This is a genomic window from Kitasatospora sp. NPDC008050, from assembly GCF_042957465.1.
Taxonomy (GTDB): Bacteria; Actinomycetota; Actinomycetes; order Streptomycetales; family Streptomycetaceae; genus Kitasatospora.
In genome coordinates this window covers 51,829-78,030 of sequence record NZ_JBIBIJ010000027.1, presented here as the reverse complement: position 1 = coordinate 78,030, position 26,202 = coordinate 51,829, and the positions used below count along the sequence as shown (strand labels likewise).

The window sequence follows — 26,202 nt, the reverse complement described above, 5'->3', positions numbered from 1 at the left end:
TCACCCTCGATATGAGCATCGAATCGACCTCCCCGAACCAGGCGGCGAAGCCGCGCGTCGCGATCGTCTTCGGCGGCCGCTCATCCGAGCACGGCGTCTCGGTGGTCACGGCCGCCAGCGTGCTCCGGGCGATCGACCGGAGCAGGTACGAGGTGCTGCCGGTCGGCATCACCCAGGAAGGCCGCTGGGCGCTGGTCGCCGACGAGCCGGCCCGGATGGCGATCAGCGACGGGCGGATGCCCGACGTCGAGCAGATCGCCGAGTCCACCGAGGGCCAGCTCGCGCTGCCGGCCAGCCCCGTCTCGCGCGAGGTGACCTGGAGCGAGCCCGGCAGCACGCCCAAGGCGCTCGGCGAGGTCGACGTGGTGCTGCCGCTGCTGCACGGCCCGTGGGGCGAGGACGGCACGCTGCAGGGGATGCTGGAACTCTCCGGTGTGCCCTACGTCGGCTCCGGCGTGCTGGCCAGCTCGGTCGGCATGGACAAGGAGTACACCAAGCGGGTGATCGAGTCCTTCGGCCTGGGCGTCGGTCCCTACACCGTGGTGCGCCCGCGCGACTGGGAGAGCGAGGCCGGCCGCGCCGCCGCCCGCGAGCGGATCGCGGCGCTGGGCCTGCCGGTCTTCGTCAAGCCCTGCCGGGCCGGCTCCAGCATCGGGATCACCAAGGTCAAGGACGCGGCCGAGCTGGACGCGGCGATCGAGGAGGCCCGCCGGCACGACCCGAAGGTCATCGTCGAGGCGATGCTCAACGGCCGCGAGCTCGAGTGCGCGGTGCTGGAGTTCGAGGACGGCCCGCGGGCCAGCCTGCCGGCCGAGGTGCTGGTCGGCGAGGGCTTCGAGTTCTACGACTTCGAGGCCAAGTACATCGACTCCTCCGAGGTGCAGATCCCGGCCCGGCTGACCGAGCAGGAGACCGCCGAGATCCGTGAGCAGGCGGTCACCGCCTTCGAGGCGCTCAGCTGCGAGGGTCTCGCACGGGTGGACTTCTTCCTGCTCGACGACGGCCGCTGGGTGGTCAACGAGATCAACACCATGCCCGGCTTCACCCCCATCTCGGCCTTCCCGAAGATGTGGGAGGCCACCGGCGTGTCCTACTCCGAGCTGATCGACCGCCTGCTGCAGGGCGCGCTGCGCCGCCCCACCGGGCTGCGCTGAGCGGCCCGAAGAAGGACGAAGGCCGGTGCCGCACCCGCATGGCGGGTGCGGCACCGGCCGCATGGTCCGGCGGGCCGGCCTAGAGATGCACCACCGGACAGGTCAGCGTCCGGGTGATGCCGTCGACCTGCTGGATCTGCGCGACCACCAGCCTGCCCAGATCGTCCACCGTGGTGGCCTCGGCCCGCACGATCACGTCATAGGGGCCGGTGACGTCCTCGGCCTGGGTGACCCCTTCGATCTTGGAGATGGCCTCGGCCACGGCGGTGGCCTTGCCCACTTCGGTCTGGATCAGGATGTATGCCTGTACCACGGAGGACCTCCCGGCGGCTCGGGGTGGTGGCGCGACGACACTGGCGGCCACGGGTAAGGGGGCGCGACCCGCGCGGAGATCGGGTGGTGGGGCGGGCACGCCGCAAAAGACTGGATCACCACGCTACCGCGCACCGGGCCCGGGAGGGGAGACCCAGGACCGGGCCGTGGGCGTACGCTTCGCGCGGGGCGCGCACCGCGCCCGCCCGGCTGGTCCGGGATTCGGGCTTCGGGAGAGGACGGCACATGCAGGGGACCGTGGGCGAGCTCGGCGAGTTCGGCCTCATCCGGGAGCTCACCGCCCGGCTGCCGCTCACCTCTTCGGTGGAGCTGGGCCCGGGGGATGACGCGGCCGTGGTCCAGGCACCGGACAAGCGGGTGGTGGCCACCACCGACGTGCTGATCGAGGGCCGCCACTTCCGCCGCGACTGGTCCACCGCTTACGACGTGGGCCGCAAGTCGGCCGCGCAGAACCTCGCCGACATCGCCGCGATGGGTGCGGTGCCCACCGCGATACTGCTGGGCCTGGTCGTGCCCGCCGACCTCCCGACCACCTGGGCCACCGAACTGATGGACGGTCTGCGCGACGAGTGCCAGGTGGCCGGTGCCGGGGTGGTCGGCGGCGACGTGGTGCGCGGCGAGACCATCACGCTGGCCATCACCGCCCTCGGTGACCTGCAGGGTCGTGACCCGGTGCGCCGTTCGGGAGCCCAACCGGGTGACGTGGTCGCCGTCACCGGCTGGCTCGGCTGGTCGGCCGCCGGGCTGACCGTGCTCTCCCGCGGCTTCCGCTCGCCGCGCGCCTTCGTCGAGGCGCACCGCCGCCCCGAGCCGCCGTACCACGCGGGCCCCGCCGCCGCCGAGCTGGGCGCCACCGCGATGATCGACGTGAGCGACGGCCTGGTCGCCGACCTCGGCCACGTCGCCGTGGCCAGCGGGGTGGACATCGACCTGCGCGCCGCCGACTTCGACGTGCCGGCACAGATGGCCGACATCGGGCAGGCGGTCGGCGTCGACCCGCTGGTCTGGGTGCTCGCCGGGGGCGAGGACCACGCGATCGTGGCGACCTTCCCGCCCGGCGTCCAGCTGCCCGCCCGCTGGCGGGTGGTCGGCACCGTCACCGGCCCCGCGCGGGGCGAGGGGCGCGGCCGGGTCACCGTGGACGGCGCTCCGTGGGAGCGCACGGCGGGTTGGGACCACTTCTCCGCCGAATGAGTGGTGGACGCCAGGAGGGACACCGGCCACCGCGTAGGCTTCCCCCATGCGTATCGGTGTCCTGACCAGCGGTGGCGACTGCCCCGGGCTCAACGCGGTGATCCGCTCGGTGGTGCACCGCGGCCTCGATGTGCACGGCGACGAGATCGTGGGCATCGAGGACGGTTTCCTCGGCCTGATCGAGGGCCGGGCCCGGGTGGTCGGCCACGACGACGTCACCGGCCTGCTCACCCTGGGCGGCACCGTGCTCGGCTCGGCCCGGGTGCGGCGCGAGCGGATCGCCTGGGCCGTGGAGAACGCCCGCACGCTCGCCGGCAACCTCGGCATCGACGCGCTGATCGCGATCGGCGGCGAGGGCACGCTGACCGCCGCCAAGATGTTCAGCGACGCCGGACTGCCGGTGGTCGGGGTGCCCAAGACCATCGACAACGACATCGAGGCCACCGACGTCACCTTCGGCTTCGACACCGCCGTGCACGTGGCCACCGAGGCGATCGACCGGCTGAAGACCACCGCCGAGTCGCACCAGCGGGTCATGGTGGTCGAGCTGATGGGCCGCCACACCGGCTGGATCACGCTGACCGCGGGCATGGCGGGCGGCGCGCACGGCATCCTGATCCCGGAGAAGCCCTTCGACATCGAGGCACTGGCCCGGATGATCGAGGAGCGCTTCGCGCGCGGCAAGAAGTTCGCCATCATCGCGGTGGCCGAGGGCGCCAAGCCGATGCCCGGCACCTTCCCCTTCGACCACGGCACCGTCGACCAGTTCGGCCACCAGACCTTCGGCGGCATCGGCACCCGGCTCGCCCACGAGCTGGAGGACCTGCTCGGCAAGGAGGCCCGCCCGGTGATCCTGGGGCACACCCAGCGCGGCGGCACCCCCACCGCCCGTGACCGGGTGCTCGCCACCCGGTTCGGCTGGCACGCCGTGGAGGCCGTCCACCAGGGCGCCTTCGGCCACTTCACCGCGCTGCGCGGCAACGACATCCAGCTGGTCCCGGTGGGCGAGGCGGTCACCCGGCTGAAGACGGTGCCCCCGGACCGCTGGGCGGAATCGGAAGCGGTGCTCTGAGCTCGACCGTCCGAGCCCCGACCGGTTCGAGCCCGAGGGTCCGAGCCCGGCCCGGTAGGTTGGGCCCATGTCCGAAGAAGCACCCGCCGCGGCACCCCCGCGCGTCCTGACCATCGCCGGCTCCGACTCCGGTGGCGGTGCCGGCATCCAGGCCGATCTGAAGACCATGCTGGCCCTGGGCGTGCACGGGATGAGCGTGCTCACCGCCGTCACCGCGCAGAACTCGCTCGGTGTCCAGGGCTACTGGGAGCTGCCCGCCGAGGCCGTGCGGGCGCAGTTCCGCAGCGTGGTGGACGACATCGGGGTGCAGGCCGTGAAGACCGGCATGCTGGCCTCGATCGAGCTGGTGGAGACCGTCGCCGAGCTGCTCACCGGCCTGGCCGCGCCGATCGTGATCGACCCGGTGGGCGTCTCCAAGCACGGCGACGCGCTGCTCGCCGCCGAGGCGGTGGCCACCCTGCGCGAGCGTCTGCTGCCGCTGGCCACGCTGGCCACCCCCAACCTGCACGAGGTGGCCCAGCTCACCGGCATCACGGTGCTGGAGGAGGGCGAGATGCGCCCGGCCGCCGACGCGCTGCTGGCGCTCGGCCCGCGCTGGGTGCTGGTCAAGGGCGGGCACCTGAGCGGTGCGGCCGCCGACCTGCTGGCCGGCCGGGACGGCGAGGAGTACTGGTTCCGGGCCCCGCGCCACGACAACCGGCACACCCACGGCACCGGCTGCACGCTGGCCAGCGCGATCGCCGCCGAGCTGGCCAAGGGCCGCGAGCTGCCGGAGGCGGTCGGGGCGGCCAAGGAGTACATCACCGGGGCGATCCGGGCCGGCTTCGCGCTCGGCGCCGGCATCGGCCCGGTCGACCACGGGTGGCGGCTGCGCGGCTGAACGCGATCGGGGCCCGGCCGACGGCTGGGCCCCGAGTCGCAGGCGCCTGAAGCGATAGGGGCGCCTCAGGTGAGAAGTGTTGCGGAAAAGCAGGTAGGCCGGTCCATCCGAGGATGGACCGGCCTACCCGGAGGACCGGCGCACCGGTCTGCGCGTCAGCGCGAGACCTTACCGGCCTTGATGCACGAGGTGCACACGTTGAGCCGCTTCGGCGTCCGCCCGATCACAGCGCGCACCGTCTGAATGTTGGGGTTCCAACGACGGCGGGTACGGCGGTGCGAGTGGGAGATGTTGTTGCCGAAGCCCGGCCCCTTGCCGCAGACGTCGCAGTTGGCAGCCACAGGAGTCACTCCAAGACTTCAGATCATTTACGTTCGAAACCCCGGCTGATCCATCCTGCCCACTCACGTGGACCGGATCGGGTCAAGGGGGGAAGCCCGGACTGTTCCAGGCAACCGGAGCAGCATACATCGACTACTCCCGCTCCACGAAACTACCATGCACGGCGGCTTGATCGCCGGGCCTCGGCACCGGCCCCGCAGCCCCCGTCCGGCCTGGTCTTTCGCCGTCCGGCCCGCCCGCCCGGCCGCCCCCGAGGCCGCCCGGTCCACCGGTGGCCGCCCCGATAACCTGCCAGCAGCCCCACCGTCCGTTCCCGTCGTGTTCACCTGGAGGAGACCCGGTGCTGGAGACGCTCGACGCCCCCGCCGTCCGCGCCTGGTGCCGCCTCGCGCTGTCCGCCCTCGGCCAGGCCCGCGAGGAGATCGACGCGCTCAACGTCTACCCGGTCCCGGACGGGGACACCGGCACCAACCTCTTCCTCACCGTGGAGTCCGCCACCGCCGCCGTCGAGCACTGCTTCGAGGCCGGCGCCGCCCCTGGCCTGACGACCGCCGTCAAGGCGATGGCCAAGGGCGCGCTGCTGGGCGCGCGCGGCAACTCCGGGGTGATCCTGGCCCAGCTGCTGCGCGGGGTCGCCGAGGTCCTGGCCGAGCACGGCGGCGGCCCCGAGCAGCTGCGCCGGGCGCTCGCCCGGGGCGCCGAGGCCGCCTACCAGGCGGTGCTCGATCCGGTGGAGGGCACCCTGCTGACGGTGGCCGCCGCGGCCGCCCGCAGCGCCGACCAGGTGGCCGGCGGGCTCGCCGAGGTGGCCGCCGCCGCCCACGAAGCGGCCCGCGGCGCACTGCTGCGCACCCCCGAGCAGCTCGCGGTGCTGGCCCGGGCCGGGGTGGTGGACGCCGGCGGTCGCGGTCTGGTGGCGGTGCTGGGCGCGCTGGCCGACGCGGTGGCGGGCCGGCAGCCGATGGGACCGGTCGCGCTCGGCGAGGACCTGCCGGGCGCGTCCTGGGATCCGCACGGCGGGAACGACCGGAGGGCCGCCTGCGCGAGCGAACCCGAGCGGCTGCCGGGCCACCCCGCCTTCGAGGTGATCTACCTGCTGGAGGCCCCGGATGCGGCACTGCCCGTGCTGCGGGCCACGCTGGCCGGGCTCGGCGACTCGCTGGTGGTCGGCGGCGGCGACGGGCTGTGGAACATCCACGTCCACGTGGACGACGCGGGCGCGGCCGTGGAGGCGGGCGTGCGGGCCGGGCGCCCGCACCAGATCCGGATCACCCACTTCGCCGAGGCCGCGTCCCGGGCCGGGGCGCGCGGCGCCGCCCGCGCGGCCGGGGCGGGCGACCTGCCCGACGGGCCGACGGAGCGGGCCGTGCTCAGCGTGGTCACCGGGGCGGGGCTGGCCGAGCTGTGCCGGGCGGCCGGGGCGGCCGTGCTGACCGCGGCGCCGGACGTGCCGCCCTCCAGCGCCGAACTCGCCCAGGCGGTGCGCCGCTGCGCCGCCCGGGAGGTGATCGTGCTGCTCAACGACCCCGAGCTGCGGGCCGGTGCGGGCGCGGCCGCGGACCAGCTGCGCGAGGAGGGCCTGCGGATCGCGGTGCTGCCCACCCGCTCCCCGGTGCAGGGACTGGCCGCCCTGGCCGTGCACGAGGCCGGGCGCCGCTTCGACGAGGACGTGGTGGCCATGACCTCGGCCGCCGGTGCCACCCGCTACGCCGAACTGGCCGTCGCCGAGGGGGAGTCCTGGACCATGGCCGGGGTCTGCCAGGCCGGCGACGTGCTCGGCCTGATCGACGGGGACGTGGCCGTGATCGGCTCCGGCATCGCGCAGACCGGCGCCGAGGTGCTCTCCCGGATGCTCGCGGCCGGCGGCGAACTGGTCACTCTGGTGCTCGGTGAGGGCGTCGAACCCGACCTCGCCGACCGCCTGGTGGCGCACGCCCGGCGCCGGCGCCCTGAGGTCGACACGGTGGTCTTCGCGGGTGGCCAGGAGAGCGCGCCGCTGCTCATCGGGGTCGAGTAGAACCGACCGGTCATACCCGCGCTGTCGGCTCCGTGGTGTCCAATAGGTTCTGATGGCCGCACTGGACGAACCCCTGACCAAGCTGGTCGGCGACCGCACCGCGAAGGTGCTCGCCGACAGCCTCAAGCTGCGCACGGTCGGCGACCTGCTGCACCACTACCCGCGCCGGTACGCCGAGCGGGGCCAGCTGACCAGCCTGGACGACCTGGAGGTCGACGAGCACGTCACCGTGCTCGCCCGGATCGAGAAGGTCACCCTGATCCCGTTCAGGGGCCGCAAGGGCGACCGCCTCGAAGTGGTGGTCACCGACGGGCGCGGGCGGCTCTCACTGGTCTTCTTCAACCAGGGCTGGCGGCAGAAGGAGTTGCGCCCCGGCCTGCAGGGGCTCTTCGCCGGCAAGGTCGGCGTCTTCAACCGGACCAGCCAACTGGCTTCGCCCGACTACCAGTTGATCGATGACGACGCCGACTCGCAGACCGCGCAGCAGTTCGCCGGGCGGATGATCCCGGTCTATCCGGCCAGCGCCCAGATGCCCAGCTGGAAGCTCTCGCTGGCGATCGAGATGGCGCTCACCACCCACCTCGGCGCGGTCGGCGAGCCGCTGCCCGAGGCGCTGCGCGCCGAGCGCGGGCTGCTGCCGCTGCCCGAGGCGCTGGAGCTGATCCACCGGCCGCACAACCAGGCCGAGTTGGAGCGGGCCCGCGACCGGCTGCGCTGGGACGAGGCGTTCGTGCTCCAGGTCGCCCTCGCCCAGCGCCGGGCCGCCGCCCACGCGCTGCCGGCGGTGCCCCGCCCGGTGAAGTCCGGCGGACTGCTGGACGCCTTCGACGCCAAGCTGCCCTTCACTCTGACGGCCGGTCAGCAGACGGTCGGCGCCGAGATCTTCGCGGACCTGGCGAGCGAGCACCCGATGCACCGGCTGCTGCAGGGCGAGGTCGGCTCCGGCAAGACGCTGGTGGCGCTGCGCGCGATGCTCGCCGTGGTGGACGCCGGCGGGCAGGCCGTGCTGCTCGCGCCCACCGAGGTGCTGGCCCAGCAGCACCACCGCTCGATCGTGGAGATGATGGGGGAGCTGGCCGAGGGCGGGATGCTCGGCGGCGCCGAGAACGGCACCAAGGTGGTGCTGCTCACCGGCTCGATGGGCACCCCGGCCCGGCGCCAGGTGCTGCTCGACATGGCCTGCGGTGAGGCCGGGATCGCGATCGGCACCCACGCGCTGATCGAGGACAAGGTGCAGTTCCAGGACCTCGGCCTGGTGGTGGTGGACGAGCAGCACCGCTTCGGCGTCGAGCAGCGGGACGCGCTGCGCGCCAAGGGCGGCCAGCCGCCGCACCTGCTGGTGATGACCGCCACCCCGATTCCGCGCACGGTGGCCATGACGGTCTTCGGCGACCTGGAGACCTCGGTCCTGGACCAGTTGCCGGCCGGCCGCTCGCCGATCTCCAGCCATGTGGTGCCCGCGCTGGAGAAGCCCAACTTCCTGGCCCGCGCCTGGGAGCGGATCCGCGAGGAGGTCGCCAAGGGGCACCAGGCCTATGTGGTCTGCCCCCGGATCGGCGACGAGCCCGAGGAGCCGGCGGAGAAGAAGAAGCGCAGGTCCGCTGCCGAGGACCCCGAGGACCTGGGTGCGGCCGGTGACGAGCGCCGCCCGCCGCTGAGCGTGGTGGAGACGGCCGAGATGCTGGCCAAGGGCCCGCTGGCCGGGCTGCGGGTGGAGATCCTGCACGGCCGGCTGGCGCCCGAGGCCAAGGACGACGTGATGCGGCGCTTCTCGGCCGGGCAGCTCGACGTGCTGGTCGCCACCACGGTGATCGAGGTCGGCGTCAACGTGCCCAACGCGACCGCGATGGTGATCATGGACGCGGACCGGTTCGGCGTCTCCCAGCTGCACCAGTTGCGCGGCCGGGTCGGGCGCGGCAGCGCGCCGGGGCTGTGCCTGCTGGTCAGCGAGATGCCGGCGGGCAGTGCCGCCAGGTCCCGGCTGGATGCGGTGGCCGGCACGCTGGACGGCTTCGCACTCTCCAGGATCGACCTGGAGCAGCGCCGCGAGGGCGATGTGCTCGGCCAGGCCCAGTCCGGGGTGAAGTCCTCGCTCAAGGTGCTCTCGGTGCTGGAGGACGAGGACGTCATCGCCGAGGCCCGCACCGAGGCCGCCGCACTGGTGGCCGCCGACCCGGAGCTCGACACCCACCAGGACCTGCGGGCGGCGCTGGCCGGCCTGCTCGACGAGGACCGCGCCGCCTATCTCGACAAGGGCTGACCGGGTGGGCCGGCCGGCTGGATTGTCAGTGCCCCGCGGGAGAATGGAGGTGTTCAGGACGGAGCGTCAAGCTTCGTTCCTGGCACGACACTTGGGGGTCCTGCCATGGCATTCCGTCATCTCAACGAGCTCCCGCTGGGCGACAAGGTCTTCCGGATCGAACTCGCCAGCGACGACGACCGAGAGGTCACCCTCACCCTGACCGGCTGGCGCGAGGGGGCGGCCGCCGCCCCGCTGGCCAGCGGCAAGCTCCGCCTCCCGGTGGAGGACGTCGCCAGTCTGCGGATCGCGCTCAACCGCGCGCTGCGCGCCCTTGCCATCGTCGCCGACGTCTCCGAGCCCATCCCCGACCGCGATGTGCTGCGCGAGCTCTACCCCGGCCACGGCGCCCCCTGGGTGCCGCAGCACGAGGAGGAGCTGGTCCGGCGGTTCCACGAGAGCGAGACCATCGCCCGGATAGCCGCCCGGTTCGGCCGCACCCCCGACTCCGTGCGCAGCAAGCTGCGCGAGCTGGGTCACGACCCGCGCCGCCCCGAGTACTGCCCGCCCGACGGCTGCCTGTCCTGGTCCCGCTACGCCTCGCCGGCACTGCTCGGCGCGGCCGTGCCGGAGTAGCGCGCGGCCGCCCACCCCTGATCCCGGACCCGCCCGGTGGCAGCGGGGCAGCGCGTCGGTGCTGCCCCGCTGCCACCGGGCGTACCTGTCCATATAGCGTGGTCACCGCCAGCAAGAGAGGGAACCACGACTCATGACCCGCGTCATCGCCGGAGCGGCCGGCGGCCGCCGACTGGCCGTACCGCCAGGCCGGGGCACCCGCCCGACGTCCGACAAGGCCCGCGAGGCGATGTTCTCCACCTTGGAGTCGCTGCGCGGCACCCTGACCGGGGCCCGGATGCTCGACCTGTTCGCCGGCTCCGGCGCGGTCGGCCTGGAGGCGCTCTCCCGGGGCGCCGCGCACGTCCTGCTGGTGGAGGCGGACGCCGCCGCGGCACGGGTGATCCGGGCCAACGTCAAGACCGTGGCGCTGCCCGGCGCCGAGGTGCGCGGCGAGCGGGCCGAGCGGGTACTGGCCGGGCCGGCCCCGGCGCAGCCGTACGACCTGCTCTTCCTCGATCCGCCCTACGCGGTCACGGACGAGGAGCTGCGCGAGATGCTGATCACACTCCGGGCTCAGGGCTGGCTCACGGACGAGGGACTCGTCACCGTGGAACGCAGCACCCGGGGCGGCGAGTTCGTCTGGCCCGGGGGCTTCGAAGCGCTGCGCTCGCGCCGGTACGGCGAGGGCACGCTCTGGTACGGCCGGGCCGTCTGACCCGCCGCACCGGACCCCACCGCCGTACCACCGCCGACATCGTCACCACCGCCGACAGCCTCACCACCGCCGACAAGGGAGCCACACCGCAATGCGCCGCGCCGTCTGTCCGGGTTCCTTCGACCCGATCACCAACGGGCATCTCGACATCATCGAGCGGGCCTCCAAGCTCTACGACGTGGTCCACGTCGCGGTGGCGATCAACAAGAACAAGCAGGGCCTGTTCAGCATCGAGGAGCGGATCGCGCTCATCGAGGAGACCTGCGCGCCCTACGGCAACGTGGTGGTGGAGTCGCACCACGGCCTGCTGGTGGACTTCTGCCGGGAGCGGGACATCCCGGCGATCGTCAAGGGCCTGCGCGCGGTGAGCGACTTCGACTACGAGCTGCAGATGGCCCAGATGAACCGGGGCCTGAGCGGCGTCGAGACGCTCTTCGTGCCGACCTCGCCGACCTACAGTTTCCTCTCCTCCACGCTGGTCAAGGAGGTGGCCTCCTACGGCGGCGACGTCTCGCACCTGATCCCGCCGGTGGTGCACCGCCGGCTGGTGGAGCGGATCGCCGAGCGGGCCGCCCGCTAGCGTCCCGGGGGCAGTCGCAGGGGCGGCCGGGAGGGCGTCGGGGGGCGACGAGGCGGCAGAAATTCTGACGTACAGTCTGTAGTCCCGCCCCGCGGTACTCACGGAAAGACAGAAGCCCCGTGGACGTGCAGAAGAAAGTCGACGACATCATCGCCGTGGTCGAAGGCGCCCGTGCGATGCCGATGTCGGCCTCCTGTGTGGTGAACCGGGCCGAGCTGGTGGCCCTGCTGCAGGGGCTGCGCGAGGAACTGCCCGCCGAGCTCGCCCAGGCCCAGTCCGTGATGGCCGACCACGAGCAGGTGGTGGCCGACGCGCGGGGCGAGGCGGACCGGATCATCCAGGGCGCGCACGCCGAGCGCGGCTCGCTGATCTCGGACACCGAGGTGGTCCGCCGGGCGCAGGCCGAGGCCGACAAGATCCTCGCCGAGGCCCGCGAGGAGGTCACCGTCAAGCGCCAGGAGGCCGACGACTACGTCGACAGCAAGCTGGCCAACTTCGAGGTGGTCCTCACCAAGACGCTGGGCGCGGTCGGCCGTGGTCGCGAGAAGCTGCGCGGGGCGGCCGGCCTGGAGGCCGAGGACGGCGAGGAGTTCCAGCCGCCCGCCAGCCCCAGCCCGGAGGTCGACGAGTACGTCGACACCAAGCTCGCCACCCTCCAGGCGGTGCTCGGCGGCACCCTGGAGGCGGTCGGCCGCGGCCGCGACAAGCTGCTCGGCAAGGCCCCGATCGACGAGCTGGGCGCCTACCTGGCCGCCGCGGACCAGGCCCAGCAGCAGAAGGACCGCGCCGAGGCGGTGGCGGCGGGCTTCGCCGCGACCGACCAGGAGGAGCAGCCCTGGTACCGCGAGGAGGTCCCGGTCCAGCAGAGCTGGCCGCAGGAGCCCGCGGCCGAGCCGGCCTGGCAGGGCGCGCCCAGCGAGAGCGTCTACCAGGGCAGCACGGCCTACCCGGGCCAGCAGACCTTCCCGGGGCAGGAGGCCTTCCCGGGCCAGGGGGCCTTCCCAGGGCAGGAGCATGTCGAGCCGGCCGCGGCGGCGTACGCGCCGCAGCAGGGCGGCTACCAGGATGCCTACGGCGGCGGCTACGACCCGGCGGCGGGCCACGGCGACCCGTACGCCGGGCAGTACTACCAGGGCCAGCAGGGCGGCGACCCGTACGCCGCCGGCTACTACCAGGAGCAGCAGCCCGGCTACCCGCAGCAGGCCCAGCCCGGCTACGAGCAGCAGGGCTACTACCAGCAGCCCGCCGCGCCGCCGGCCTCCGCCGCACCGGCCTCGCTGGACGAGACCAGCTTCTTCGACACCAGCATGATCGACATGACCAGGCTGCGGGAGCTCGGCGGCCGCTAGGAGGGTCCGCCGGGGGAGTGAAGTTGGGCCTGGGCGCGCTCTCGGGTACGCTGACCACTCCGGCTCTCTGCTGCCGGACTGTTCGGCTGCCCGCGCGACAGCGGTGGGCCGGACCCCCCAAGCCACTACACGCGCCGCGCAGTGATGCGCCCGCCGCCAGGAAGTCAGGAACCGTGAACCGCCTCGACCACCGCGACCCGCTCGTGTTCGACACGCATGAGCTCGGCCGTCGCCCCGGTTCGTTGCGCACGGTCGAGCGAACCTTCCCGGCGCCCGAGGGACTGGGCATCGTCGATGTGATCGGCGTCCCGGTCGGCAGCGAGATGGCCCTGGAGCTGCGCCTGGAGTCGGTGGTCGAGGGAGTGCTCGTCACGGGCACCGCCGAGGCCCACGTGACGGGTGAGTGCGTGCGCTGCCTGGAGCCCGTCGAGGACGACCTCGACGTGGAATTCCAGGAGCTGTACTACTACCCCGAGACCGACGAGCGCGGCCGCCGGGCCCCCTCCTCCCAGGAGGAGTCGTCCGAGGACGACGACGAAGAGACTTACCGGTTGGAGGGCGACTTCTTCGACCTTCAGCCGGTGCTGCGTGACGCGGTGGTGCTCGCACTGCCGCTGCAGCCGGTGTGCCAGGAAGACTGCCTGGGCCTGTGCTCCGAGTGCGGAGCGCGGCTCAGCGACGACCCGGACCACCACCACGACGCCGTCGACCCCCGGTGGGCGGCTCTGCAGGGACTCTCCGCCGCCCCCGGCGACGAGGGTGACGAGAACAAGGACAGCGACACCCGTGAGGGTCTCGCCGAGAACCAGGAGAAGTAGCCGTGGCTGTTCCGAAGCGGAAGATGTCGCGCAGCAACACGCGCCACCGCCGTAGCAACTGGAAGGCCGTCGTCCCGGCCCTCGTGGCGTGCGACCGCTGCCACGAGCCCAAGCTTGGTCACATCGCGTGCCCGAGCTGCGGCACGTACAACCGTCGCCAGGTCCTCTCGGTCTGATCGGCGGGGTGGACGGATCGATGTCGGACGCTCAGTCCTCCCGCAAGTCGGGCCCCCGTAAAAGCGGGGGTGAACCGGGCGGTGGGCCGGCCTCGACCGCATACGACGTCCTGGAAGGGCGCCTCGGGTACCAACTCGAGCGCGCCCTTCTGGTGCGTGCCCTGACGCACCGGTCGTTCGCCTACGAGAACGGCGGCCTGCCCACCAACGAGCGCCTGGAGTTCCTCGGCGACTCGGTGCTGGGCCTGGTGGTGACCGACACCCTCTACCGCATCCACCCGGATGTACCGGAGGGCACGCTCGCCAAGCTGCGAGCCGCGGTGGTCAACTCGCGCGCGCTCGCCGAGGTCGGCCGCGGTCTCGAACTGGGCACCTTCATCCGGCTCGGCAAGGGCGAAGAAGGCACCGGCGGTCGCGACAAGTCCTCGATCCTGGCGGACACCGTCGAGGCCGTGATCGGCGCCATCTACCTGGACCAGGGCCTGGGGTCGGCGACCGAGTTCGTCCACCGGCTCTTCGACCCGCTGATCGCGGAGTCCTCGCAGCTGGGCGCCGGCCTGGACTGGAAGACCAGCCTGCAGGAGCTCACCGCCTCGGTGGGCATCGGCGTGCCGGAGTACGTGGTCGAGGAGTCCGGTCCCGATCACGAGAAGACCTTCAACGCGGCCGCCCGGGTGGCCGGCGAGGCCTTCGGGAGCGGCACCGGCCGCTCGAAGAAGGAGGCCGAGCAGAAGGCGGCCGAGAGCGCCTGGCGGGCGATCAAGGCCAAGCACGGCGACCCGGCCGCACCCGCGGCCTGACCACAGTCGGCGTCACCGGTGCCGCTGTGAGCATCGCTGCCCGAAGGAGCTGACCGACCGTGCCCGAGCTGCCAGAGGTCGATGTGGTTCGGCGCGGCCTGGCCCGCTGGGTCAGCGGACGCACGGTCGCCGAGGCCCAGGTGCTGCATCCCCGCGCGGTGCGCCGGCAGCCGGCCGGCGCCGTCGACTTCTCGGCGCGCCTGGCCGGGGCGACCCTGGGCGAGGCGCGGCGGCGCGGCAAGTACCTCTGGCTGCCCATCGATGACGGGGATTTCGGGGACCACGGCGGTGCCCTGCTCGGGCATCTCGGGATGAGCGGCCAGCTGCTCGTCCAGGACCCGGCCACCCCGGACGAGACGCACCTGCGGGTCCGGTTGCGCTTCACCGACGGCGGTCGCGAACTGCGCTTCGTCGACCAGCGCACCTTCGGCCATCTCGCGGTCGAACCGCTGGAGCCGGTGGGCGGCGAGGAACTGCCCGCCTCCCTCACGCACATCGCCCGCGACCCGCTCGACCCGCGCTTCGACGACGCCGCGTTCCTCGTCGCGCTGCGCGCCAAGCGGACCACCGTCAAGCGCGCGCTGCTCGACCAGAGCCTGATCAGCGGGGTCGGCAACATCTACGCCGACGAGGCGCTGTGGCGCTCCAAGCTGCACTACGACCGCCCCACCGACACCCTCACCCGGCCGTCGGCCGAGGGCCTGCTGGCCAATGCCCGCGCGGTGATGACGGCGGCGCTCGCGGTCGGCGGCACCAGCTTCGACAGCCTCTACGTCAACGTGAACGGCGAGAGCGGCTACTTCTCCCGCTCGCTGGACGCCTACGGGCGCGAGGGCCAGCCCTGCTACCGCTGCGGCACGCCGATCCGGCGGGAGGCCTGGATGAACCGCTCCAGCTACTTCTGCCCGCGCTGCCAGCGCCTGCCGCGCCCGCGCACCGCCCGTCAGGGCTGATCCGAGGGGATCCGCCGGGCAGCAGGCCCCTAGTGGTGGGCCGCCGCGTGCTCCTTGGCCTCCAGCTGGATCGCGCCCTCGCCCTCGCCGAAGTGCGCCACCGCCATCGCGCCGGCCACCGCGAGCACGAAACCGAGCACGCCGAGCCAGGCCAGCCCCTGTCGGGTGGCGTCGCCCAGCCAGAGGACGCCGACCAGGCCGGGCACCACCGTCTCACCGACCACCAGGGCGGCGGTGGCGCCGTTCACCGAGCCGATCTGCAGCGCCACCGTGTGCAGGTACATCCCGCCCAGGCCGCCGACCAGGACCGCGTACAGCGCCGGGTCGCCGACCAGCTGGGCCAGGTCGAACGGGTCCACGCCGTTCAGCACCCGGACCCCGATGCCGAGTGCACCGAAACCGAGGCCGGAGAGCAGGCCCGCCACGATCGCCCCGTTGGTGCCCATCCGGCGCACCAGCAGCGCGCCGCCGGCGATCACCACCACGGAGATCACCAGCAGCCACCAGTGGGTGGCGATCGGCGTGGTCCCGGTGCCCTCGTGCCCGGCGGCCAGGGCGAGCAGCACGAGCGCGCCGCAGACCACGCCGATCGAGGCCCACTCCGGGCGCTTGAGCCGGATGCCGAGCAGCTTGATGCTGCACAGCGCCGTGACCACCAGGTTGGCGCTGATCACCGTCTGGGAGAGGAAGAGCGGCAGCAGCCGGGCGGAGAGCGCGCCCAGCAGGAAGCCGACGAAGTCGAGCACGGTGCCCAGGATGAACTCCCAGGTCACCGCGGCCTTCGCGGTGGAGCTGAGGCTCGGGCCGCCGTGCTCGGTGACCTGCGCCCGCTCGGACTCCCGCTCCTCGCGAGCCGAGCGGCGTGAGCCGACCGCCTGCAGGACCGAGCCGAGGCCGTAGCAGGTGGAGGCCGCGGCGGCGGTCACCAAGCCGATGATCACAAGTACTCCGATCGAGGAGCGGCGGGCGCTGGGGGCGGGATGGGGTCCACTATGCCCTGCGGGAGGGGGTCCGGTGAAACCCCCTCCCGGGCGTGCGTGCTGGTCAGCCGCGGTGCCGGGGAGCCCGGGCGCGGGTCAGTCGACGCACGGGATGCCGCCCATCTTCACGGCGTTGCCCTGCATCGGCAGACCGGCCGCCGGGTCGGCGGCGGGTGCCGAGGTGCCGCCGGAGGCGGCGGGCGGGGCGGCGGGCGCGGGGCCGGCCGGGGCGTCCGGCGGGGTGAAGCCGGTGCCCAGGGTCAGCTGGATGTGCCCGGCCCGCACGCTGGTGCTGGGTGTGGCCGTGACGCCGTAGCGGGCGGCGACCTGCTCGGCCGCGTCCTTCTCGCCCGCGCCGTAGGTCACCGTGGTCCTGCTCTGGTGCGGCCCCTGTGCGGTGTGGCCCTCGGTGAGACCGAGCGCGGCCAGCGCCTTGGACTCGGTGTCGGCGGCGTGCGGGACGGTGGAGGTGTTGGTCACGTCCACCGTGCCGGTCAGCTTGGCCACCGGGTCGGGCGACGGGCTCGGGGCGGTGCTGGGCGAGGCGGGGGCCGGGCTCGGGGCGGAGCCGCCGGCCACGGGGTTCTCGGCCGGCGTCGGGTCGTGCCCGGTGAGCTGCTGGACGATCCGCTTGATCTGCGCCGGGTCGACGATGTTGACGTCCTGGCCGTTGATCTTCGAGAGCTGGGCGACCGGCAGGGTGTTCGCCTCGACATGGCCGCCCGACAGGTTGGGCGCCTGCTGGGCGAAGTCGAGCACGTTCCACTGGTCGTCTATCACCACGTCCTGCTTGACCACGCCGAAGAGCTTCTGCATCTTCCCCAGGTCGCCGATGACCCCGTCGCCCTTCAGCTTGGCGATCACCGAGGAGATGAAGGCCTGCTGGCGGTGGGTGCGGTCGAAGTCGCCGCCGGCCAGGTTGTGGCGCTGGCGCACGAAGGACAGGGCCTGGGAGGCGTTGAGGGTGTTGATGCCCTTGGTGAAGTCGGCGCCCGAGCCCTGGCCGGCCATGGCCGGGTCCTTGGTGGCGTTCTTCAGACAGACCTGGACCGGCCCGACGGCCTGCGCGATGTCGTAGAAGCCCTTGAGGTTGACCTCCGCGAAGTGGTCGATCGGGATGCCGAGGAAGGACTGCACGGTGGCCAGGGTGGCCTTGCGCCCCGCGTCCCGGCTCTGCCGCTCCATGTCGGCCTTGGAGAGTCCCTTACTGGCGTTCTTGGCCTCGAAGGCGGCCTTGGCGATGCCGTAGGCCTCCTTGATCTTGTGCATCTTGCCGTCGGCGTTGACCGTCTGCACCCAGTCGTCGCGCGGGATGGAGAGCGCGGTGACCTGGCCGCCGTTGGCCGGGATGTGCATCACCATCAGGGTGTTGGTGTTGTAGCCCCCGACGTCGCTGCTGGAGCCGGCGTGCAGCTCGTCCTGGACGAACTCGCCCGGCAGGTCGTTGCCGTTCATGTCCTTGCGGCTGTCCAGGCCGATCAGCAGCAGGTTGACCGAGTTGTCCAGGTGCGGCGGAGCGCCCTTCTGGATCTCGCTCAGCGCGCTGGAGGTGGTCAGGCCGTTGGTCAGCGAGGTGTACGCGTACCAGGTGAAGCCGCAGGTGCCGAGCACCGCGAGGGAGGTGGCGCAGGCCATGGTGCGACCCGCGATCAGCAGTGGCGAGCGGCGCCTGGGTTTCGCCTTCGGCCTGGTCCTGGCAGTGGTCGGGCGGCGCTCGGCCCGGGGACGGTCAGCCACGGCGACTCTCCTTCTGCCGCCCGCGCCCCTCACGGGCGGGCTTCGAGCGGGCCTTCTTCTCCAGGGCCAGCCGCAGGACGATCACCAGCACCGCGGCCCCGATCGCCCAGCCCATCACGGGGAAGGCGTGCACGGCCCACTTGGCGGCGCCGGTCGCCACCGCCTTGGTGTCGCCGTACTTGTCCTGGTGGGCGAGCAGTTCGGCGCCGGCCGTGCAGCCGAGCACCACCGGCCCCACCCCGGTGAGCACCCACCACCAGCCGTTGTGGGTGGCCAGCCAGGCGGCCGCGGCGGTGCCGAGCACGGTCAGCACGGTGAAGACGCCGCCCGGCGCCGAACCGAGCAGCTCGTCGGTGAAGGCGCCGATCACGGGCAGACCGAGGGCGGCCAGCGCGGTCGGTCCCGGGGTCGCCCTGCGGGCGCGGGGTGCGGCGGCACGGGAGCGGGCGGCGGCCCGGCCCGCGGGTGGCGCCGGCGTCCGGCCGGACGGTGGGGTGTCGGCACCGCGTCTGGGGGACGGCAGCTGCGTACCGCGCGCTCTGGCTCGGGAGTGCGCCTGGTCCTGTGCTTCGCCGATGGGCGAACCCGCCCGCTGGCCTGCCATGTCCCCTACCTCGTCCGGTCGGCCGGGGTGCCCGGCGGTCGAGCCGACGGCCGCCGGCGTATGACAGTTGCGAAATCTAGCAAGCGTTGGGACGGCTGCGGGAGCCCTGGCGGTTCCGCGTTCCTGGGAACGTAACGCTCGCGTAAGAGAATAAGTTTTGATGTGACTTTGGATCCAGCTTGGTTGACATGGTAACCAGCTTGTCGAGTCGGACAGTTGGCGGCTCGCAGGGGATCCGTACACCCTCCTGGTGCCCGTCCGGTGCCCGCCTGGTACCCGTTGGTCCGATCTGCGGCCAGGTAGCGTCGGGGCCATGAGAATCGTTCTTCGCCGCTCTGGGGCCCTGCGCCCGGCCGCGGCCCTGGCGACGCTGCTCGGGTTGCTGCTCCTGCTGATCCCCGGCTCGGCCTTCGCCGCGGGCGGGCTCGACGATGCCGGTGCCGCCCTCAAGCAGGGCAAGGTGTACGTCGACCCGGCCATGACCAGTCGGTTCAGCCAGGCCCAGGCCGACGCCCTGACCAAGAAGATCAAGGACGCCGACAAGCCGATCCTGGTGGCGGTCGTCCCGGCCGGCGACCAGTACCCGGCGACGAACGTCTTTCAGGACCTGCGGACCAAGGCCGGGATCACCGGGGTCTACGCGATCTGGCGCGGCGACCAGTTCGCCGTGCGGACCGATCCCACGGCGATGAACGCGCAGACCGCCCGCAACTACGCGCAGGCCTCGTTCGACTCCCACCACGGAGACATCAACGCGACGCTGACCGATTTCGTCACCACCGCGAGCCCCAAGGTGAAGGGTCACGCGCCCGGCGCCAAGGACTCCAGCATCAGCGCCGCGGTGATCGTGGTGCCGCTGGTGATCATCGCGCTGGTCGCCGGTGGCGGCTTCCTGCTGCTGCGCCGGGCCCGCAAGCGCAAGGAGGAGCAGCTGGCCGCCGAGCTGCGGGCGCTGCGCACCGTGGTCGACGAGGACATCACCGCCTTCGGCGAGGAGCTGGACCGGCTGGACTTCAACCCCGGTGCCGCCGGGGCCGACGACGTCCAGCGCGCCGACTACACCCACGCGCTGGACGCCTACGAGCGGGCCAAGCGCACCATGGACGAGGCCAAGCGTCCCGAGGACGTCAAGGCGGTCACCGAGGCGCTGGAGGACGGCCGGTTCTCGCTGGCCACGCTGGCCGCCCGGCGTGCGGGCCGGCCGGTGCCGGAACGTCGCCCGCCGTGCTTCTTCGACCCGCGGCACGGGCCCTCGGTGCAGGACGCCGACTGGTCGCCGGTGGGCGGCGCCGCCCGCTCGGTGCCGGTCTGCGCGGCCGACGCGCAGCGCCTGGCCACCGGGCTCGACCCGGCGATCCGCACCGTGCAGACCGACCAGGGCCCGCAGCCCTACTGGAACGCCGGGCCGGCCTACGGCCCCTGGGCCGGCGGCTACTTCGGCGGTTACGGCTCCGGGCTGCTGCCCGGCCTGCTCGTCGGCACCATGCTCGGCTCGGTCTTCTCCGGCCCCAGTGCCTGGGCCGCCCCGGGCTACGAGGGCGGCTACGGCGGTGGTTTCGACGGCGGCCATGAGCGCTACGAGGGCGGCGACAACTCCGGCGGCGACTTCAACAGCAACGACTTCGGCGGTTTCAACGGCAGCGACTTCGGTGGCGGGGACTTCGGCGGCGGCGGCGATTTCGGCGGCGGCGGCGATTTCGGCGGCGGCGGGGACTTCGGAGGTGGCGGCGGCGACTGGTGAGCCGCGCCGCATCGCCAGGGCTTGTCCGACCGGCCCCGGGCCGGGCCCGCTCCTTCGGGAGCGGGCCCGGCCTGCTTGGTTTGAGAATGGAACCCCCTGTGGCAGGCTGGCGCTGTGAGCACCGAACCCGCTACCGACCCCGCCGACGGGCCCGCGGCCCACTCAGCCGACCAGGCGGGCGGGCCGGTTGCCACCCGCCGGGCGGTCGCCAAGCCCGCCGGGCGGCCCTGCTCGATCGCCGCCGCGCTGCAGATCCTGGGGGAGAAGTGGGCCCTGCTGGCCGTGCGCGAACTCTTCTACGGCAACCACCGCTTCGACCGGATCGTGCGCAACACCGGTGCCCCGCGGGACCGGCTCACCGCCCGGCTGCGGGCGCTGGAGGAGGCCGGCGTGGTCGAGCGCCGGCTCTACCAGGAGCGTCCGGCGCGCTACGAGTACCACCTCACCCAGGCGGGCCGTGAGCTCGCCCCGGTCACCCAGGCGCTGGTCGTCTGGGGCGACCGCTGGGCGGTGACCGAGCCCCCGGTCACCCTGCGCCACGTGGGCGGCGGGCAGGCCGAGCACGAGCTGGACCCGTCCTGGGTCTGCCGATGCTGCGGCGAGGAGGTCGTGCAGAGCGGCCTCACCTTCGACATCCACACCCCTGGCTGGGAGCGCTCCGGCCCGCTGGACTGAACCCCGGCCCGCGCACCGCTCGCAAGCGCAGGCCATAGGCTCGGGGGATGCACGAAGACGTCCGAGTCACCGCCTGGGTGCGCGGCACCGTCCAGCGCGTCGGCTTCCGCTGGTGGACCAGGGCCCGAGCGCTGGAGATCGGTCTGACCGGCTATGCGAGCAATCTCGACGACGGCCGGGTCCAGGTCGTCGCCGAGGGCTCGCACGCCGACTGCGAGCTGCTGCTGGCGCTGTTGCGCGGCCCCGGTACGCCGGGCCGGGTGAGCGGGGTGACCGAGATCTGGAGCGCGACCGGCGACGGGTACGACAGCTTTGCCATCCGCTGAGTGGGTGACGTGACGGTTGCCATCAGGGCCTACTCATGGTTAACTCCGCATCGAGCAGTGATCCACCGTTCCTCGGTGGCACGGTCCGCTGCCCGTGGCGTGAGTCGACCGCCATGCAGGTGACAGCGGGGTTGTAGCACGCGGTGATCGTGTTGACCCGTACGGTCTTTGGTGAGACGCTGGAAGCCCGCGCACGCGACCGTGATTTCGGGCAGGGTCATGCCCTGTGGCCGTACATCCACAGTGTCTGACCTGTGTTGCCAGTTTGGCTGCCCTGGATTCGCCAGCGCGCGCGTCACCCCTTCCCCTCGACCTGTACCGTACCGGTTCGGTCACTCAGCGTGGAGGACCATACATCATGGCAAAGGCGCTTCTCGGGTACGTCGGCGGCCCCGACCCGCGAATGCTGTCCGAGATGCGGCGGCTTCAGCAGCGCGTCCAGGACCTGGAGGCCGAACTCGTTCGGATGCAGGCCGAGAACGACGCGCTGGTCGCGGTCGCTGACGAGCACTCCCTGCTCGACAGCATCGGCCTGGGACAGCGGGAGCCCGCACTCACCTGAAAGCAACATCGACTCGACCGGACGGAGACCGGGCGGGTCAGCCGTACGTGGATGTGTTTCGCTCCGCGTCGGGGTCGGCTGTGATCCCGAGCGGAACGCGATCATCAGGGACGCCCTCACCGGCGTCCCTTCGTCGTCTCTCCCCTTGCCTGCTGCCCCCCACCTGCCGCCCTCGTCCGTGACCGGGGGCCTGTCCTTCATTTTGTCTGAGGCTGCCCACGGCCAGCCCTCCCGAAACCGCCGCGTCGGCCGGATACAGTCGGGGCGCGGGAAACCCGTGGGATCACTCGCGGGGAGAACCGTGGGACCTCTCGCGGGACACGGGAAGCGGTAGGGAGAGCGGCGCGTGCACCTCAAGAGTCTGACGCTGCGCGGCTTCAAGTCCTTCGCCTCGGCCACCACGCTGCGCTTCGAGCCGGGCATCACCTGTGTGGTCGGCCCGAACGGCTCCGGCAAGTCCAACGTGGTCGACGCGCTCTCCTGGGTGATGGGCGAACAGGGCGCCAAATCACTGCGCGGCGGCAAGATGGAGGACGTCATCTTCGCCGGCACCAGCGGGCGCGCCCCGCTCGGCCGCGCCGAGGTCAGCCTTACCATCGACAACACCGACGGCGCGCTGCCGATCGACTACGCCGAGGTGACCATCACCCGCACGATGTTCCGCAACGGCGGCAGCGAGTACGCGCTGAACGGCGACGCCTGCCGGCTGCTGGACATCCAGGAACTGCTCTCCGACTCCGGGATCGGCCGCGAGATGCACGTGATCGTCGGCCAGGGCCGGCTCGATTCCGTGCTCCAGGCCGACCCGATGGGCCGCCGCGCCTTCATCGAGGAGGCCGCCGGGGTGCTCAAGCACCGCAAGCGCAAGGAGAAGGCGCTGCGGAAGCTGGACGCGATGGCGGCCAACCTCAACCGGGTGCAGGACCTGGTCGCCGAACTGCGCCGCCAGCTCGGCCCGCTCGGCCGCCAGGCCAGGATCGCCCGCCGGGCGGCCGGCATCCAGGCCGAGCTGCGCGATGCCCGGCTGCGGCTGCTCGCCGACGACCTGTTGACGCTGCGTCAGGCCATACAGGCCGAGGTGGCCGACGAACTAGCCCTGCGGCTGCGGCAGTCCACCGTCGAGCAGGAGCTGCAGCGCACCCGGCAGCGCGAGGCGGTGCTGGAGGCCCAGGTCGAGCAGCTCGGGCCGCGCCTGGAGGCCGGCCGGCAGGCGTGGTACCGGCTCTCCGCGCTGGTCGAGCGGACCCGCGGCACGATCACCCTGGCCGAGGCCAGGGTCCGGCACGCCGGGACCGAGCGCCAGGGCGAGGAGCGGCGCGGGCGCGATCCCGAGGAGCTGGCCGCGGAGGCCGCGCGGGTGCGGACCGAGGAGGCCACGCTGACCGAGGCGCTGGAGGCGGCCCAGGACGCGCTGGCCGAAGCGGTGGACGCCCGGGTCGGTGCCGAGCGCGCGCTCGGTGCGGAGGAGCAGCGGCTCAAGGCGGCCGCCCGGGCGGTGGCCGACCGCCGCGAGGGCCTGGCCCGGTTGCAGGGCCAGGCCGCCGCGGCGGCCAGCCGGGCAGCCGGCACGCAGGCCGAGATCGACCGGCTGGTGACCGCCAGGGACGAGGCCGTGCTGCGGTCCGAGGCCGCGCAGGCCGAGTTCGAACTGCTCCGGGAACAGGTGGCCGGTCTGGAGACCGGGGACGAACAGCTCGCGGACGCGCACGAGCAGGCGCGCGAGCAACTGGCCGGCGCGGAACGGGAGCTGAGCCTCGCCCGGGAGGCGCAGAGCGCGGCCGAACGGGAACGCGCCGCGCTCGACGCGCGTCACGAGGCGCTCTCGCTCGGTCTGCGGCGCAAGGACGGTACCGGCGCGCTGCTGGGCGCCACCGAGCGCCTGGCCGGCGTGCTCGGCCCGGCGGCCGAACTGCTCACCGTGGTCCCCGGTCACGAGGTGGCGCTCGCCGCGGCCCTGGGGGCGGCGGCCGACGCCGTCGCGGTGGCCGACCTCGACGCGGCCGCGGACGCGCTGCGCCTGCTGCGCGAGGCGGACGCCGGGCGCGCGGCGCTGCTGATCGCCGGCGCCCAGCCGGCCGGCCCAGCGCCGGCCGACCCGACACTCGGCGACTCGGCACTCGGTGATCCGGCGCCGACCGACCAGGCGCCGACCGACCTGGCGGCGCTCGGCGCGCGCTGGGCCGCCGAGCTGGTGGACGGCCCCGCCGCGCTGCTGCCCGCCGTGCGCGCCCTGCTGCACCGCACCGTCGTGGTCGCCGACCTGGCCGGCGCCCAGCGCCTGCTGGCCGCCCATCCGCGGCTGACCGCCGTCACCGCCGAGGGCGACCTGCTGGCCGCCGCGCTCGCCCAGGGCGGCTCGGCCGGCCCGCCCAGCCAGCTGGAGACCCAGGCCGCCGTCGACGCGGCGGCCCGCGCGATCGAGGAGCTGACCGGCCGCTGCGCCGAGTTGACCGAGCGGCTGGCGCAGGCCAGGGAGCAGCGCCGCGAACTGTCCGTGGCGGTCGAGCAGCTGGCCACCGACCGTCGCCGGGCCGAGAAGCAGCGCGCCGAGGTGGCCGGTTCGCTGGGCCGGCTCGGCGGGCAGGCCAGGGCCGCCGCCGGCGAGGCCGAGCGCACCGCGGCGGCCGTCGAGCGGGCCGAACAGGGCCTGGCCGCCGCGGCGGACGCCGCCGAGGAGCTGGCCGCCCGGCTCGCGGCGGCCGAGGAACTGGCGGACGAGGAGACCGAGGAACCCGACGCGGCCGAGCGCGACCGGCTGGCCGAGCTGGGCACCGCGGCCCGGCAGGCCGAGTTGGAGGCCCGGCTGGCGGTGCGCACCCACGAGGAACGCGTCCGCTCGCTGGCCGGCCGGGCCGAGAGCCTGGACCGCGCGGCCCGCGCCGAGCGCGAGACCCGGGCCCGCGCCGCCGAGCGCCGCCGGCGCGCCGAGCGGGATGCCCAGGTGGCCGGGGCGGTGGCCGCCGGCGCCCGCGCTCTGCTCGCCTGCCTGGAGGTCTCGCTGGGCCGGGCCGACGCCGAGCGCACCGCCGTCGAGCAGGCCAGGGCGGAGCGCGAGACGGCGCTGCGCCAGATCCGCGAGCGCGGCCGGGAGTTGAAGGACGAGTTGGACAAGCTGGTCGACGCCGGTCACCGCGACGAGGTGCTGCGGGCCGAGAAGCGGCTGCGGATCGAGCAGTTGGAGACCCGGGCGCTGGAGGAGTTCGGCATCGAGGGCGAGGAGCTGCTGACCGGCTACGGGCCGGACCAGCCGGTGCCGCCCTCGGTCGACGAGGAGCCCGAGAGGGAGTCCGGCAAGGAGCCCGGGCAGGCGTCCGAGAAGCCGTCCGGCAAGGAGGGCCGGCCGCCGGGCGAGAGCCGTCCCTACGTCCGCGCCGAGCAGGAGAAGCGGCTGCGTGCCGCCGAGAAGGCCTACCAGCAGCTGGGCCGGGTCAACCCGCTGGCGCTGGAGGAGTTCGCCGCGCTGGAGGAGCGCCACCAGTTCCTCGGCGAGCAGCTGGATGACCTCAAGAAGAGCCGGCGCGACCTGCTGGAGATCGTCCGGGACGTGGACCAGCGGGTCGAGGAGCTCTTCACCGCCGCCTACCACGACACGGCCGCCCAGTTCGAGGGCGTGTTCGCCCGGCTGTTCCCCGGCGGTGAGGGCCGGCTGGTGCTGACCGACCCGCAGTCCATGCTCACCACCGGCGTGGAGGTGGAGGCCCGGCCGCCGGGCAAGAAGGTCAAGCGCCTGTCGCTGCTCTCCGGCGGCGAACGCTCACTGACCGCGGTCGCGCTGCTGGTCGCCATCTTCAAGGCCAGGCCGAGCCCGTTCTATGTGATGGACGAGGTCGAGGCGGCGCTGGACGAGACCAACCTGCGGCGGCTGATCGCGATCATGGAGGAGCTGCGGGACAGCTCCCAGCTGATCGTGATCACCCATCAGAAACTCACCATGGAGTGCGCCGACGCGCTCTACGGCGTGACCATGAAGGGCGACGGCATCTCCCAGGTGATCAGCCAGCGGCTGCGGGAGAAGGACCGGGAGCGGCGGCACCCCGCGGCGCTGCCGCGCCAGCAGGATGCGCCTCTCTCCGGCGGAGCGGCCTCCCGGCCGGGCGACTGACCGCCAGGACGCGCCCTGGCCGCCGGACAGGCCCGGTGCCGGGGCATCCGCCCGCGGGGCGGCGCGATCACGGATACTGGGTCGCGTTGTGACTCCTCCCTCTCACGGCGAGAGGGCTTCTCACCCGGCCGTCCGACGGCTTTCGCGACGGCCGGGTCCCGAGCGGCACCGCACGGTGCATGACAGGGCGTAGCAGTGGTGTGACGGAACGTCATCCGCGGGAGGATCACTCGAT

Annotated in this window: 24 protein-coding genes; 19 read left to right on the top strand and 5 right to left on the bottom strand. The window is 73.2% G+C overall.

Going from position 1 to position 26,202, the window contains the following annotated elements; all coding sequences use genetic code 11:
- The first annotated feature begins 11 nt into the window (after positions 1-11).
- Entirely contained in the window at positions 12-1,154 is a 1,143-nt protein-coding gene (locus ACFZB9_RS34335) for a D-alanine--D-alanine ligase family protein (protein WP_391453763.1), read from the top strand.
- Between the two features lie 79 nt (positions 1,155-1,233).
- On the opposite strand, the gene ACFZB9_RS34330 is transcribed toward ACFZB9_RS34335, so the two are convergent.
- Positions 1,234-1,467: an Lrp/AsnC family transcriptional regulator gene (locus tag ACFZB9_RS34330; RefSeq protein WP_391453762.1), complete on the bottom strand. Its 234-nt coding sequence runs from the start codon at positions 1,465-1,467 to the stop codon at positions 1,234-1,236.
- A 245-nt stretch (positions 1,468-1,712) separates the two neighbouring features.
- Here ACFZB9_RS34330 and ACFZB9_RS34325 point away from each other — a divergent pair, with 245 nt between their 5' ends.
- From ACFZB9_RS34325 to thiD, 3 genes are all read left to right on the top strand, one after another.
- Positions 1,713-2,681, top strand: coding sequence for a thiamine-phosphate kinase (locus tag ACFZB9_RS34325; RefSeq protein ID WP_391453760.1), 969 nt, complete (start codon positions 1,713-1,715; stop codon positions 2,679-2,681).
- A gap of 46 nt (positions 2,682-2,727) precedes the next feature.
- Positions 2,728-3,753: an ATP-dependent 6-phosphofructokinase gene (locus ACFZB9_RS34320; RefSeq protein WP_391453758.1), complete on the top strand. Its 1,026-nt coding sequence runs from the start codon at positions 2,728-2,730 to the stop codon at positions 3,751-3,753.
- 67 nt (positions 3,754-3,820) lie between these two features.
- Positions 3,821-4,633, top strand: coding sequence for a bifunctional hydroxymethylpyrimidine kinase/phosphomethylpyrimidine kinase (gene thiD, locus ACFZB9_RS34315; protein ID WP_391453757.1), 813 nt, complete (start codon positions 3,821-3,823; stop codon positions 4,631-4,633).
- A 155-nt stretch (positions 4,634-4,788) separates the two neighbouring features.
- Here thiD and rpmB read toward each other — a convergent pair whose 3' ends face one another.
- Positions 4,789-4,974 carry a 50S ribosomal protein L28 gene (rpmB, locus tag ACFZB9_RS34310; protein WP_035846000.1) on the bottom strand — a complete coding sequence of 62 codons (186 nt, stop codon included), beginning with the start codon at positions 4,972-4,974 and terminating at the stop codon, positions 4,789-4,791.
- Between the two features lie 341 nt (positions 4,975-5,315).
- Between rpmB and ACFZB9_RS34305 the strand changes: the two genes are divergently transcribed.
- From ACFZB9_RS34305 to mutM, 10 genes are all read left to right on the top strand, one after another.
- Positions 5,316-6,992 carry a DAK2 domain-containing protein gene (locus tag ACFZB9_RS34305; protein WP_391453755.1) on the top strand — a complete coding sequence of 559 codons (1,677 nt, stop codon included), beginning with the start codon at positions 5,316-5,318 and terminating at the stop codon, positions 6,990-6,992.
- Positions 6,993-7,044: 52 nt separating this feature from the next.
- A complete protein-coding gene (gene recG, locus ACFZB9_RS34300; protein WP_391453753.1) occupies positions 7,045-9,252 on the top strand; it encodes an ATP-dependent DNA helicase RecG in 2,208 nt (735 codons plus the stop codon).
- A 105-nt stretch (positions 9,253-9,357) separates the two neighbouring features.
- A complete protein-coding gene (locus ACFZB9_RS34295; RefSeq protein ID WP_391453751.1) occupies positions 9,358-9,867 on the top strand; it encodes a hypothetical protein in 510 nt (169 codons plus the stop codon).
- Positions 9,868-10,000: 133 nt separating this feature from the next.
- Complete coding sequence (gene rsmD / locus ACFZB9_RS34290; RefSeq protein ID WP_391453750.1) at positions 10,001-10,564, top strand: 16S rRNA (guanine(966)-N(2))-methyltransferase RsmD; 564 nt, start codon at positions 10,001-10,003, stop codon at positions 10,562-10,564.
- Between the two features lie 91 nt (positions 10,565-10,655).
- Positions 10,656-11,144 carry a pantetheine-phosphate adenylyltransferase gene (gene coaD / locus ACFZB9_RS34285; RefSeq protein ID WP_391453748.1) on the top strand — a complete coding sequence of 163 codons (489 nt, stop codon included), beginning with the start codon at positions 10,656-10,658 and terminating at the stop codon, positions 11,142-11,144.
- 119 nt (positions 11,145-11,263) lie between these two features.
- Entirely contained in the window at positions 11,264-12,493 is a 1,230-nt protein-coding gene (locus ACFZB9_RS34280) for a cell division initiation protein (protein ID WP_391453746.1), read from the top strand.
- A gap of 173 nt (positions 12,494-12,666) precedes the next feature.
- A complete protein-coding gene (locus ACFZB9_RS34275) occupies positions 12,667-13,311 on the top strand; it encodes a YceD family protein (protein WP_391453744.1) in 645 nt (214 codons plus the stop codon).
- 2 nt (positions 13,312-13,313) lie between these two features.
- Positions 13,314-13,487 (top strand): 50S ribosomal protein L32, encoded by a 174-nt coding sequence (rpmF, locus tag ACFZB9_RS34270; RefSeq protein WP_030056747.1) that lies wholly within the window; start codon positions 13,314-13,316, stop codon positions 13,485-13,487.
- A 20-nt stretch (positions 13,488-13,507) separates the two neighbouring features.
- On the top strand, positions 13,508-14,287 hold the full coding sequence (rnc, locus tag ACFZB9_RS34265) for a ribonuclease III (RefSeq protein ID WP_391453742.1): 780 nt from the start codon (positions 13,508-13,510) through the stop codon (positions 14,285-14,287).
- Between the two features lie 59 nt (positions 14,288-14,346).
- The gene (gene mutM, locus ACFZB9_RS34260; RefSeq protein WP_391453741.1) at positions 14,347-15,240 is read left to right on the top strand and encodes a bifunctional DNA-formamidopyrimidine glycosylase/DNA-(apurinic or apyrimidinic site) lyase; all 894 of its coding nucleotides are present in this window, start codon (positions 14,347-14,349) and stop codon (positions 15,238-15,240) included.
- Between the two features lie 29 nt (positions 15,241-15,269).
- Here the strand turns inward: mutM and ACFZB9_RS34255 are convergent, their stop codons facing one another.
- The 3 genes from ACFZB9_RS34255 to ACFZB9_RS34245 all read right to left on the bottom strand — a co-directional run bounded on the left by ACFZB9_RS34255 (position 15,270) and on the right by ACFZB9_RS34245 (position 18,561).
- A complete protein-coding gene (locus ACFZB9_RS34255) occupies positions 15,270-16,181 on the bottom strand; it encodes a hypothetical protein (RefSeq protein ID WP_391453739.1) in 912 nt (303 codons plus the stop codon).
- A gap of 135 nt (positions 16,182-16,316) precedes the next feature.
- The gene (locus tag ACFZB9_RS34250; RefSeq protein ID WP_391453737.1) at positions 16,317-17,957 is read right to left on the bottom strand and encodes an LCP family protein; all 1,641 of its coding nucleotides are present in this window, start codon (positions 17,955-17,957) and stop codon (positions 16,317-16,319) included.
- The gene (locus ACFZB9_RS34245; protein ID WP_391453735.1) at positions 17,950-18,561 is read right to left on the bottom strand and encodes a DUF6542 domain-containing protein; all 612 of its coding nucleotides are present in this window, start codon (positions 18,559-18,561) and stop codon (positions 17,950-17,952) included. The genes ACFZB9_RS34250 and ACFZB9_RS34245 overlap by 8 nt, the downstream gene beginning before the upstream one ends.
- Before the next feature lie 313 nt (positions 18,562-18,874).
- Here ACFZB9_RS34245 and ACFZB9_RS34240 point away from each other — a divergent pair, with 313 nt between their 5' ends.
- The 5 genes from ACFZB9_RS34240 (at position 18,875) to smc (ending at position 25,967) form a co-directional block, all read left to right on the top strand.
- Positions 18,875-20,302 (top strand): hypothetical protein, encoded by a 1,428-nt coding sequence (locus tag ACFZB9_RS34240; RefSeq protein ID WP_391453734.1) that lies wholly within the window; start codon positions 18,875-18,877, stop codon positions 20,300-20,302.
- A gap of 114 nt (positions 20,303-20,416) precedes the next feature.
- The gene (locus tag ACFZB9_RS34235) at positions 20,417-20,977 is read left to right on the top strand and encodes a winged helix-turn-helix transcriptional regulator (protein ID WP_391453732.1); all 561 of its coding nucleotides are present in this window, start codon (positions 20,417-20,419) and stop codon (positions 20,975-20,977) included.
- A 47-nt stretch (positions 20,978-21,024) separates the two neighbouring features.
- The gene (locus ACFZB9_RS34230) at positions 21,025-21,303 is read left to right on the top strand and encodes an acylphosphatase (protein WP_391453731.1); all 279 of its coding nucleotides are present in this window, start codon (positions 21,025-21,027) and stop codon (positions 21,301-21,303) included.
- Positions 21,304-21,661: 358 nt separating this feature from the next.
- On the top strand, positions 21,662-21,865 hold the full coding sequence (locus ACFZB9_RS34225) for a hypothetical protein (protein ID WP_035846027.1): 204 nt from the start codon (positions 21,662-21,664) through the stop codon (positions 21,863-21,865).
- A gap of 346 nt (positions 21,866-22,211) precedes the next feature.
- Positions 22,212-25,967: a chromosome segregation protein SMC gene (smc, locus tag ACFZB9_RS34220; RefSeq protein WP_391453729.1), complete on the top strand. Its 3,756-nt coding sequence runs from the start codon at positions 22,212-22,214 to the stop codon at positions 25,965-25,967.
- Positions 25,968-26,202 lie beyond the last annotated feature (235 nt).

Bases quoted from the DNA above. Each gene is read 5' to 3' on its own strand.
- ACFZB9_RS34295 (WP_391453751.1), top strand. From the start codon at position 9,358: ATGGCATTCCGTCATCTCAACGAGCTCCCGCTGGGCGACAAGGTCTTC.
- rnc (WP_391453742.1), top strand. From the start codon at position 13,508: ATGTCGGACGCTCAGTCCTCCCGCAAGTCGGGCCCCCGTAAAAGCGGG.
- ACFZB9_RS34230 (WP_391453731.1), top strand. From the start codon at position 21,025: ATGCACGAAGACGTCCGAGTCACCGCCTGGGTGCGCGGCACCGTCCAG.
- ACFZB9_RS34225 (WP_035846027.1), top strand. From the start codon at position 21,662: ATGGCAAAGGCGCTTCTCGGGTACGTCGGCGGCCCCGACCCGCGAATG.
- ACFZB9_RS34245 (WP_391453735.1), bottom strand. From the start codon at position 18,561: ATGGCAGGCCAGCGGGCGGGTTCGCCCATCGGCGAAGCACAGGACCAG.
- thiD (WP_391453757.1), top strand. From the start codon at position 3,821: ATGTCCGAAGAAGCACCCGCCGCGGCACCCCCGCGCGTCCTGACCATC.
- rsmD (WP_391453750.1), top strand. From the start codon at position 10,001: ATGACCCGCGTCATCGCCGGAGCGGCCGGCGGCCGCCGACTGGCCGTA.
- ACFZB9_RS34320 (WP_391453758.1), top strand. From the start codon at position 2,728: ATGCGTATCGGTGTCCTGACCAGCGGTGGCGACTGCCCCGGGCTCAAC.
- ACFZB9_RS34240 (WP_391453734.1), top strand. From the start codon at position 18,875: ATGAGAATCGTTCTTCGCCGCTCTGGGGCCCTGCGCCCGGCCGCGGCC.
- ACFZB9_RS34325 (WP_391453760.1), top strand. From the start codon at position 1,713: ATGCAGGGGACCGTGGGCGAGCTCGGCGAGTTCGGCCTCATCCGGGAG.
- coaD (WP_391453748.1), top strand. From the start codon at position 10,656: ATGCGCCGCGCCGTCTGTCCGGGTTCCTTCGACCCGATCACCAACGGG.
- recG (WP_391453753.1), top strand. From the start codon at position 7,045: ATGGCCGCACTGGACGAACCCCTGACCAAGCTGGTCGGCGACCGCACC.
- ACFZB9_RS34335 (WP_391453763.1), top strand. From the start codon at position 12: ATGAGCATCGAATCGACCTCCCCGAACCAGGCGGCGAAGCCGCGCGTC.